This window comes from Amphibacillus indicireducens (assembly GCF_039539605.1).
GTDB classification, from domain to species: Bacteria; Bacillota; Bacilli; order Bacillales; family Amphibacillaceae; genus Amphibacillus; species Amphibacillus indicireducens.
In genome coordinates, this window is sequence record NZ_BAABDL010000068.1 from 1,444 (window position 1) to 12,255 (window position 10,812).

10 protein-coding genes are annotated in these 10,812 nt (G+C 38.8%); 9 read left to right on the top strand and 1 reads right to left on the bottom strand.

The features are described 5' to 3' along the window. Positions 1-195 precede the first annotated feature (195 nt). The 9 genes from ABD814_RS13310 to ABD814_RS06515 all read left to right on the top strand — a co-directional run bounded on the left by ABD814_RS13310 (position 196) and on the right by ABD814_RS06515 (position 9,895). On the top strand, positions 196-333 hold the full coding sequence (locus ABD814_RS13310; protein WP_425549061.1) for a hypothetical protein: 138 nt from the start codon (positions 196-198) through the stop codon (positions 331-333). Positions 334-1,120: 787 nt separating this feature from the next. Then, complete coding sequence (locus ABD814_RS06480; protein ID WP_344911492.1) at positions 1,121-2,836, top strand: ABC transporter ATP-binding protein; 1,716 nt, start codon at positions 1,121-1,123, stop codon at positions 2,834-2,836. Then, the gene (locus tag ABD814_RS06485) at positions 2,833-4,590 is read left to right on the top strand and encodes an ABC transporter ATP-binding protein (protein WP_344911494.1); all 1,758 of its coding nucleotides are present in this window, start codon (positions 2,833-2,835) and stop codon (positions 4,588-4,590) included. The genes ABD814_RS06480 and ABD814_RS06485 overlap by 4 nt, the downstream gene beginning before the upstream one ends. A gap of 82 nt (positions 4,591-4,672) precedes the next feature. Then, positions 4,673-4,972 (top strand): MGMT family protein, encoded by a 300-nt coding sequence (locus ABD814_RS06490; protein ID WP_425549062.1) that lies wholly within the window; start codon positions 4,673-4,675, stop codon positions 4,970-4,972. A 125-nt stretch (positions 4,973-5,097) separates the two neighbouring features. Further along, positions 5,098-5,895, top strand: coding sequence for a glutathione-dependent disulfide-bond oxidoreductase (yghU, locus tag ABD814_RS06495; protein WP_344911498.1), 798 nt, complete (start codon positions 5,098-5,100; stop codon positions 5,893-5,895). 228 nt (positions 5,896-6,123) lie between these two features. Continuing rightward, the gene (locus ABD814_RS06500) at positions 6,124-7,230 is read left to right on the top strand and encodes an ABC transporter ATP-binding protein (protein ID WP_344911500.1); all 1,107 of its coding nucleotides are present in this window, start codon (positions 6,124-6,126) and stop codon (positions 7,228-7,230) included. 22 nt (positions 7,231-7,252) lie between these two features. Then, complete coding sequence (locus ABD814_RS06505) at positions 7,253-8,026, top strand: ABC transporter permease (RefSeq protein ID WP_425549063.1); 774 nt, start codon at positions 7,253-7,255, stop codon at positions 8,024-8,026. A gap of 1 nt (position 8,027) precedes the next feature. Further along, positions 8,028-8,825, top strand: a complete 798-nt coding sequence (locus tag ABD814_RS06510) for an ABC transporter permease (RefSeq protein ID WP_344911503.1) — start codon at positions 8,028-8,030, stop codon at positions 8,823-8,825. Continuing rightward, entirely contained in the window at positions 8,822-9,895 is a 1,074-nt protein-coding gene (locus ABD814_RS06515; protein ID WP_344911505.1) for an ABC transporter substrate-binding protein, read from the top strand. The genes ABD814_RS06510 and ABD814_RS06515 overlap by 4 nt, the downstream gene beginning before the upstream one ends. Before the next feature lie 238 nt (positions 9,896-10,133). Here ABD814_RS06515 and ABD814_RS06520 read toward each other — a convergent pair. Beyond that, positions 10,134-10,812, bottom strand: a 679-nt coding sequence (locus ABD814_RS06520; RefSeq protein ID WP_344911507.1) for an IS1634 family transposase, incomplete at its 5' end; no start/stop codon positions are given.

A 10,812-nucleotide genomic window follows, 5' to 3' on the forward strand; every position in this document is an offset into this window, starting at 1 on the left:
GAAAGTACAGTCTTTAATCTGGAAGAATGTAAACAAAGCGAGCTGTTTTTCGAGGGAATAAAGTGCTTCTTTACAGTAATTTTAAACGATTCCAACTTGTTACCTTTTGTTTAATTAACGGTGGAAAAATAAGACCACTCTATCTGTTAGTACCACATATTCCTCTTTTTGTCATAAAACGACGGACTTGAAGAAGTGGGATGGCGTGGTCTGATTCATCCTGAGCAAGAGAAGAAATTACCTCCAATTCTTAGCGCCTTAATTATAGGTGTTGTATGGAGTTTTTGGCATTTGCCTTTTTTATTATCGGGACTTATTAATATAAATTCCTAAAATCCCCTCCGTTTACTGTAAACGTTATTGCTACCCCATTTACCATTACAACATTCTCCATAATAAGAGAAGTGCTTTTTTGTGTATAATCGCACACTACTAATTAAACAGTATACGTGGGATTTTTGTAACCAATGAGTTATTGATATTAATTTTATCGCTCACAGTATTTTCCGTTTCCCTTTTTTATAAAATCTATAAATGGAATGAATTTCATAATGACTTAATTGGCTATAAAACACGAACAATTGAGTTACAGGTAACGCGGTGATTTCCACTCTAGGCGGACGCTTTCCGCGGGATCCGCCTCGGGCGCACAGGATGTGGGTCAGTTAGACGTCGCCACATGGACGTGGCGCTCTTAGTCTAACATTCCTTAATTGTCTCACTGGATCTTCGGACACGATCTGTTCCCGCTGGAGTCGCCGCCTGCCGTTTCAATCACTTGATTAGGCTTCTGTATTTACGTATGATATTGTGTTTTTATTCGTAATTGTTCGTATTCTTAATTAGATTTTTGTATTATGAAATTGACTCAATGAAATTACTTTATCGACTTCTACTTCTTTGACCAGCAAGATTCTTAAATTAATAGGTTATTTATTATTAATGCCACAAGTTTGATCGCTAGGAAACACAAGTGTATTTTCCAGCCTATTCACTTGTGTTTTTATTTTCCTTCATAAACAACTCGAACGATGTTAAATATTATCAAATCCACAAAGGTGCTGTCTTTTTACTAATTGTGATAGACTAGTCTAGAGAAAGATAGAGAAGGGGAGCAACAATGAGTGTTTTTCGAGATTTAAGAAAATATAATGGATTACTCGCACTCGTATTTTTCCTTACGTTAGGAAATACGTTTGGTGAATTGTTTTTACCGCGATTACTCGCATTAATCGTAGACAACGGAATCGCAGTAGAGGACGTCCAATATGTCCTCAAAATCGGAGGAATCATGCTGGTTGTTACGCTATTTACGATCGTTGTGCGTGGTTCAGCTTCTTACTATTCTGCAAAAGCTGCCCTAGCTTATTCCCGCGATTTACGGAAGCGAATTTTTAATAAAGTGAATCATATGACGTTTGATGAAACAGAAGCATTCGGTATTTCATCGCTCATTACCCGAACGACGAATGATGTCGGTCATATCGAGCAGTTTGTCTTACTAATGATGCGTCCATTATTACGGGCGCCACTCCAATTTATCGGTGGCCTAATTATGGCATATTTAACACATCCTCGTTTGACCGGGATTGTGCTAATTAGTATGCCGATTATTTTTGTGCTGATTTATTTTGTGATTCGAGTGGTAATTCCTTATTTCCCAATACTTCAGAAAGCTTTGGATCGAGTCAATCTCTTATTGCGTCAACGATTGACAGGGTTAAAGGTGATTCGAGCTTTTTCAAGAGATAAACAAGAAGAAGCATCTTTTGAAGAGGCGAATGATGAATACTATCAATTATCGATGAAGATTAATAATACGATGAGTACAGTCCAACCGTTATTAACTTTTGTTGTAGGTGTGACTACGGTTATTGCGGTTTATTTTGGTGCGCAGTTTATTATTGATGGCTCGATGAATATTGGTGAGTTACTCGCATTTATTCAGTATACCGCCCAGGTAATGACAGGGTTAGTGATGCTATCAAGGATGTTGACGATTATTCCGCGGACATCAACGTCGATTGCTCGTGTCCAAGAGGTGATCGAATATCCATCGCGTAAAGTTGGTGGATCAGCAAGGTTAACAGGGTCAACGCATTCAATTGAAGCGAAGGATCTGACGTTTTATTATCCTGGTGCAAATTTGCCTGCATTAGAGAAAATTAATTTCTCCTTAAAAACTGGGGAAGTACTTGGAATTATCGGGGGCACTGGTTCTGGTAAATCGACTTTCCTAAAGTTACTGATGCAGTTCTATGATCCAACTGAAGGTGAGTTATTAATTAACGGTCAACAAATCAATCAGCTTCACACGGAGGATGTGCGTCGCCGGATGAGTTATGTGCCACAGCAAAACTTCTTCTTCTCTGAGTCAGTGCGCGGTAATATGCAGTATAGCAATCCTGATATTTCGGACGAGCAGATACTTAACGATTTAACGGTAGCAAAGGCACGAGAATTTTTGCCGGAAGAGGATACGCTCGGGACGAAAGTTGTTCGAGGTGGTGCGAATTTCTCTGGTGGGCAAAGACAGCGCCTTGCGATTACAAGGGCATTGGCTCGTGATGCAAATGTGTATATTTTTGATGATTCGTTTTCTGCGTTAGATTATCGGACGGATTATGAGATTAGGCAGGCGCTTGAGGATCGGTTGAAAGGTGCGATGACGATTATTGTTGCCCAGCGTGTGGCGACGATTCGTCATGCGGATAAGATTCTTGTTTTAGAAGATGGGAAGGTTCAAGGTTATGGCAGTCATGATGAGTTGTTGGCTGATCATCCTGTCTACCGTGAAATTGCGGTCTCACAAGGGGAAGCGGAGGTGAGCAGATGATGCGAGAAAAACAAAAAAAATTTGGGTCGTTAAGGCGACTATTGAATTATTTAGGTAGATATAAAGCCGTTTTAATTATCTCGCTTGTGTTCACTGTAATTGTGACAGCTGTACAAGTCTTTACCCCTGTTGTGTTAGGGAGGATTCTGAATCATTTACAAATCGCATTTAGAGACAATGTCCCTGTTGATCTTCAGTTGATTTTGCGGATTGTGATGTTACTAATCGGGATGTATCTTGTGTTGGCTCTTGCTGATATTGTTAAGGAGCGCACGCTCGTTTATTTATCTCAACGATTGGTTAAAGATCTTCGCTCAGAAGTATCTGTGAAAATTAAAAAGGTGCCACTGAAGTATTTTGATCATCAGTCGACGGGTGATTTGATCAGTCGAATGACGAATGATATTGATAAAATGGGTCACAACATTCAAATTAGTGTCAGTCAGATGTTTGCGAGTTTAATGCTTGTGATTGGGATTTTAATGATGATGGTGACGATTAGTTGGATCTTGTCGCTTGCGTTCTTACTGACTGTTCCTTTGAGTTTCTTTGCGACCCGCTTTATTACGAGTCGTTCGCGACATTTTTTCCAAGAAAAATCACGTGGCTTAGGTCAGATGGTTGGTTTTGTTGAGGAAAACTTCACTGGAACAGATTTAATTAAAGCGTTTAGTTATGAAAAGCAGTCAGATGAGGATTTCGGTCAGATTAATGATCATCTCTATGAAGTTTCTTGGCGAGCAAGTTTTATGTCAGGTGTGCTTCTGCCTGTGATGACGTTTATTGGTAATCTTGCTTACGTTACGATCGCGATTATCGGAAGTATTCTTGTTATTTCAGGGAGCATTTTAATTGGGGACGTGCTTGCGTTTCTCCAGTATTCGCAAAACATTCGCCGTCCGATTGAGGTCATTGCAGAAATGGCGAATCAACTCCAAGAAACATTAGCGTCAGCTGAACGTGTTTTTCAGTTTTTAGATGCACCGGAAGAAGTCGAAAATTACCAAAATCAGCTTGTTGCACCGATTGACACAATTGTCTTTGATCAGGTCAACTTTGCTTATGAGCGAGATAAGCCGGTCATTAAGAATCTTAATTTACATGTTAAACGAAATGAAACAGTTGCGATTGTTGGGCATACAGGTGCGGGAAAATCGACAATCATTAATTTATTAATGCGTTTTTATGATGTATCTGCTGGTCAGATTTTGATTAATGATACTGATATACGTCATGTTTCAAGAGAGAATCTCCGTGCCTTTTTCGGAATGGTGTTACAAGATACGTGGCTGATTCAGGGTACAATTTTTGAGAATATTCGTTACGGTAATCTCAAGGCATCGAAAGAAGCGGTGATTGAAGCGGCTAAACAAGCCCATGCTCATCACTTTATTTCTTCACTTCCGGATGGCTATGAGACACTGATCAACGAAGAAGGCAATAATTTATCGCAAGGGCAAAGACAATTAATTACGATTGCGCGTGCGTTTGTCAGTGATCCTGATATTTTAATTTTGGATGAAGCGACGTCTTCTGTTGATACGCGTACGGAACGAATGATTCAAAGTGCGATGTCAAACTTAATGGACGGGCGAACAAACTTTGTGATTGCGCACAGGTTGTCAACGATTGTTGATGCAGATGTTATTTTAGTGATGGATAAGGGGCATATCGTTGAACAAGGTAGCCACGATGAGTTGCTGAAACAGAATGGTGCGTATGCTGAGTTATATCAGAGTCAGTTTATCGATTAAAGGGTTGGGAGAAGGCATGGATTTGTCTGCCTGCTTTAATCTTTTGTTTGTCGACTTAGAGAGGAGAATCAAGGTGGGGCGTATTTTGGATGAGCATTTAATCTACGAGGTATTATCAGTTGTTGAGGAGATTCCAGCAGGAAAAGTAGCAACATATGGACAAATTGCTCGATTGATTGGTCGAGACAAAAATGCTCGGCTCGTTGGACGCGTGATGAGCATGGCTGAATATTATGGGAGCTACCCATGCCATCGAGTCGTCAATCATGCAGGGAGACTAGTGCCGGGTTGGAAAGAGCAGAGAGCCTTACTTGAAGCTGAAAACGTACCGATGAAAAATGAAAACCACGTGAACATTAAGGCTTGTCAATGGGCTGATTAGTAGTAGAAAACTGATTTTTCATTTTAAAATCGGCTATGCTAATCAGATAACCAAGCAATCCAATAGGCTTATCAAGCTATAAGTAGTAGAATAAAGTTAAGTATTATCTTAGGAGGCGTGAAACGATGGCAAAATACGAATTACCAAACGTATGGCAGTGGGAAGATGAGAATTCAAACAGAAGCGGCAATCGTCCGACAGCGGGTGCGCGTTTTGAACAGACACTACCGGTAGGCGAGGCACCATTTCAACTTTATTCACTCGGAACGCCGAATGGAATTAAAGTGACGATCATGCTTGAAGAGTTAAAAGCATTGGGTGTTGAGGATGCAGACTATGATGTGTATTTAGTTCATATTGGCGAAGGTGATCAATTCGGTTCAGATTTTGTTGACATTAATCCAAACTCGAAGATTCCAGCACTCGTTGATCAAAGCCAAAATCCACGTGTTGATATTTTTGAATCAGGTTCAATCCTGCTTTATTTAGCTGAAAAATTTAATAAGTTAATCCCTGCAGATATTCATGGCCGAACAGAAACGTTAAATTGGCTATTTTGGCAAATTGGTTCAGGACCTTATGTCGGTGGAGGGTTTGGACACTTTTTCGCCTATGCACCGGAACCAATGAAATATCCGATCGATCGGTTTACGATGGAAACGAAACGTCAATTAGATTTACTTGATCAAACGTTGGCCAAGCGTCCATATGTAGCTGGTGATACGTATACGATTGCAGATATCGCGATTTGGTCATGGTACGGTCGTTTAGCTTTAGGTGATCTCTATGAAGGATCGGATAAATTCTTAAATATCAAAGAATATTCGAACCTGATTGAATGGTCAGAACGGATTGCAGACAGACCAGCTGTTAAGAAAGGGTTGGAAGTAGAGTATTTGTCAATTGATGAGGAAACAGATTAACATAATTTGTTTATCGAAAAGAATTAAAAGACCTCTTAAACATAATCTAATGTTTAAGAGGTCTTTTGATGTTTAAAAGCAATTTATAACGAGTATTATAAAGAATAGGAGAAGCAAGTTACGATCAATTTTTAACCCCCAAATAAAAGTGAAAAATAGTTATATTCTTTTCGATAAAATCGCTGTATAATAGCTTTGTATTTTAACACGTTTAACAAGGAGATCGACATGAAAAATGAGTCTATTATTCAATTTAACAACGTAACGAAACAGTTTGATGATGAGACGATTATTATAGATAATGTCAGTTTTGAGCTAGAACGGGGGAATTTTTATACCTTGCTTGGTCCATCAGGATGTGGGAAAACAACGATTCTCCGCTTAATTGCTGGATTTATTGAACCGACTGAAGGTCAGATTTTATTTGATGGCAAGAAAATTAACCATATCCCGGCACATAAGCGTCAGGTCAATACGGTGTTTCAGGACTATGCTTTGTTCCCACATTTAGATGTATTTGAGAATGTCGCATTTGGTTTACGAATTAAGAAGCTCAAAGAAGCCGTGATTAAGCAAAAGGTGAAAGAAGCACTCACATTTGTTAACTTAGACGGTTTTGAAAATCGTGAAATTAGTGAATTATCCGGTGGTCAGAAGCAACGTGTTGCGATTGCACGTGCAATTGTTAATGAACCTGAAGTGATTTTGTTAGACGAGCCATTGTCGGCGTTAGATTTAAAGTTACGGACGCAAATGCAGTATGAGCTTCGAGAAATTCAACGCCGCCTCGGGATTACGTTTGTTTTCGTTACCCACGATCAAGAAGAGGCACTCGCAATGTCCGATGAAATTTTTGTCATTAGTCAAGGAAAAATCCAACAAAGTGGGACGCCGATTGATATTTATGATGAACCAATTAACCGTTTTGTTGCTGATTTTATTGGTGAATCAAATATTATTGAAGGGAAAATGATTGAAGACTTTGTTGTTGAGTTTGCAGGTAAACACTTTGAATGTGTCGATGGTGGGATGAACCCAAATGAGCCAGTTGAAATTGTCATACGTCCAGAGGATTTAGAAGTTAAACCAGCAGGTGAAGGAAAGTTAAACGTAACGGTTATCTCAAGACTATTTAGAGGTGTCCATTATGAAGCACAGTGTCGTGATCCAGAGGGCAATGAATGGCTCGTGCATACGACGAAAAAAATTCAAGTCGACGACAAAATTGGACTAGACTTTGATTCGGGTGATATTCATGTCATGCGCTTTAATGAGTTAGAAGAAGACTTTGATCGCCGGATTGAAGAGTATACGGAGGATGAGGCAATTGAATAAAAAAGTCATTCGTAACTTGTATATGGCTCCCTATGCTGTCTGGATTCTGATCTTTGTTGTTGCACCAATTTTACTGTTGCTCTATTATTCATTCTTTGATCTTCATGGGGAATTTTCGCTTGTTAATTATCAACGCTTTTTCACACCAGTTTATTTAAAATTAACGATTAGTTCGTTTTGGTATGCAGCTTTGATTACGCTGATCTCATTGCTCATTTCATACCCAACGGCTTATTTCTTGTCAAAAACAAAACATAAGCAATTGTGGTTATTGCTAATTATTGTGCCTTCATGGGTTAATTTATTATTAAAAGCTTATGCCTTTATTGGTATCTTTGGCGCGTATGGTGCAGCGAACAATTTTCTTGAGTGGATTGGCTTTGGCTCTAGACAACTATTATTTACCGACTTTAGTTTTGTCTTTGTTGCGGTTTATATTTTTGTACCATTTATGATCTTGCCAATCTTTAATGCAATCAATGGTCTAAATCCAGCTTTAATTGATGCATCAAATGATCTCGGTGCATCAAAAAGCACAACATTTAGACGTGTTATTTTACCGTTGACACTTGAAGGTGTGAAGATTGGCTGTCAAGTTGTTTTTATCCCATCATTATCATTATTCATGCTCACACGCTTGATTGCAGGAAACCGCGTGATTACACTTGGGACTGCGATTGAACAGCATTTTCTTGTTACTCAAGATTGGGGAATGGGTTCAACGATTGCTATCTTCTTAATTCTAATTATGTTTGTTATTATTCGTCTAACTGGGTTTAGAAAGAGAGGTGCGTAAGATGCAAGCAAAAGTTTCACCAGCAGCAAAAATCTTTTTAATGGTTGTGATCTTAATTCTTTATGCACCAATCTTTTACCTCGTCATCTACTCATTTAATAGTGGGGGTTCGATGAGTGGTTTTGAAGGATTCACGCTTGACTGGTATCGTGAGTTACTCGGCGATACACGCTTGTTAATCATTGTCTTGAACACATTAGTGATCGCTTTATTATCAGCATTATTTGCAACGATTTTTGGTACGTTGGGTGCGATTTGGATTTATAATTTAAAAAGAGCTAAAAATACAGTTATCGGCTTAAATAATGTGCTGATGGTCAGTCCAGATGTGATTATCGGTGCTTCATTTTTAATTTTATTTACGATTGCTGGTATCCGTTTAGGTTTTTATTCGGTATTATTATCGCATATTGCCTTTAGTATTCCGATTGTCGTCCTAATGGTTTTACCGAAGTTAAGTGAGATGAACCCAACCTTAATTGATGCGGCTAAAGATTTAGGCGCAACGAGATGGGGTGTACTTACAAAAGTCATTATTCCATATATTACGCCAGGAATTTTTGCTGGATTTTTTATGGCTTTGACCTATTCGCTCGATGACTTTGCAGTGACCTTCTTTGTCACGGGGAATGGTTTTTCAACATTATCAATCGAAATTTACTCAATGGCACGTCAAGGGATCTCATTACACATTAATGCATTATCAACATTGTTATTTTTCTTTACGCTTATCCTTGTCGGGATTTACTATATTATTTCCCAACGGGGTGGCATTAGGTTGGGAGGGCTAAGACGATGAAAAAAGTTATGACAGGATTTATCGCCATCGTTCTTGTCTCGATTTTGATCCTTGTGACGATTAATCGTTTAAACCTCTCACAAGGCTACTCAGGTGCAGACACCTTAACGGTATTTAACTGGGGCGAGTATATTGACATGGATCTCGTAAGCCAGTTTGAAGATGAAACAGGCATCACTGTTATTTATGAAACGTTTGATTCAAACGAAGCGATGTTAACAAAAATTCAGCAAGGTGGAACGACTTATGATATTGCGGTTCCATCGGAGTATATGATTGAAAAAATGTTAGAAGAAGACTTACTTATTCCTTTAGAGCATGAAAAATTACCGAATCTAGATAACATTGATGGACGTTTTATGGATTTACCATTTGATATAGGGAATCAATACTCTGTCCCCTATTTTTGGGGAACCGTTGGGATTCTCTTCAATCCAGAACTCTTACCTGACAAAACATTTACTAGCTGGGATGATTTATGGGATTCAGATTTAGAGAATGGTATTTTACTGATTGACGGTGCCCGTGAGGTAATCGGGATGGGCTTAAATTCTCTAGGTTATTCGCTTAATGATACCGATCGTGAGCATTTAGGAGAGGCACTAGAGAAACTCAATCAACTCACGCCAAATGTAAAAGCAATTGTCGGAGACGAAAACAAATTATTAATGGCAAACAATGAAGCGGCAGTGTCACTTGCTTGGTCTGGCGATGCGCGAGATATTATGTGGGAAAATGAAGCATTGACCTATGTCGTTCCAGAAGAAGGCTCGAATCTCTGGTTTGACAATATGGTGATTCCCAAAACAGCGGATAATATCGAAGGCGCTCATGCATTTATCAACTTTATGCTCGATGCTGAAATTGCCGCGCTAAACACCGAATACGTGAGCTACTCAACGCCAAACCAAGCAGCTTTACCACTGTTACCTGCAGAAATGGTGGAAGACGAACGTTTTTATCCATCAGCTGAGTTAACTGAACGTCTAGAAGTTTACGAAAATCTAGGACGAGAGATGTTAGGCCTTTACAATGAGTTATTTTTACAATTCAAAATGCATCGAAATTAATTATGAAGATTTAACAGCTGACGATTAAGTAGCTGATAGACTCGAACAGAATTTAATAAATAAAAGGGTAAACAATAACTAAAGGCAATTCATTTTTATAACGTCAATGAGTGGTATATAATGAAAATATACAGCGTAACTTGAGTTTTACAGTGAAATCACACAAAACCACCCCTTCATCCCTTGGTATACATAGGGATAAGGGGTGTCATATTTTGTCCTATTTTCATCGTGAAATTTATCCTTTTTTCGTCTGTGCTAAATTTTTTTTAATTTCCCCTAACCGTCGATATCTTGCGGAGAAATCAACCTGAAATTTTTCACCAAGGTCTTCTAAAACATCATCATAGTAATCAAATAAGAAGTAGTTTTGGCTGAGTTCCGTACACTCTGCCTTTCGTAAGCTATTTAGTAATTGAGGGACCGTATATTTCCCTTTCATCTCCACTTCTAACAGGCGAGCAATGGTAAGCGAGATAAAACAGGTTAAAAAGTGTGCTTCAATATGTTCTTTCCTAGACACATAGACAGGACGTGCTTCCAGATCACTCTTCGTGATGCGAAAAGTCTCTTCAATTCGCCACAATCCCCGGTACATCTCAATAATGGCATCATCAGTTTCTTTGTATTCGCTTGTAATCAATACATAATAGCCATCCAATGCTTCCTGCTCTTTAATTTTCTGTTCATCTAATTGTAACTGTTTTTGTGGTGTCAAGATTTCCCCAGTTTTCTTATCAAATGTGATATTTTTAATATAACTACTGGCACCTACAGAAGTGGCGCGTTTATAAGCACTAGGATTTTTAATGAGCGCTTGCGCTTTTTGAATTGCTTTTTCCCATTCATATTTGGCTTTTTTCGCATATTTTGCACTCCAAAACACAACTTGTTTTTCATCCACCTGTTTGGTAACT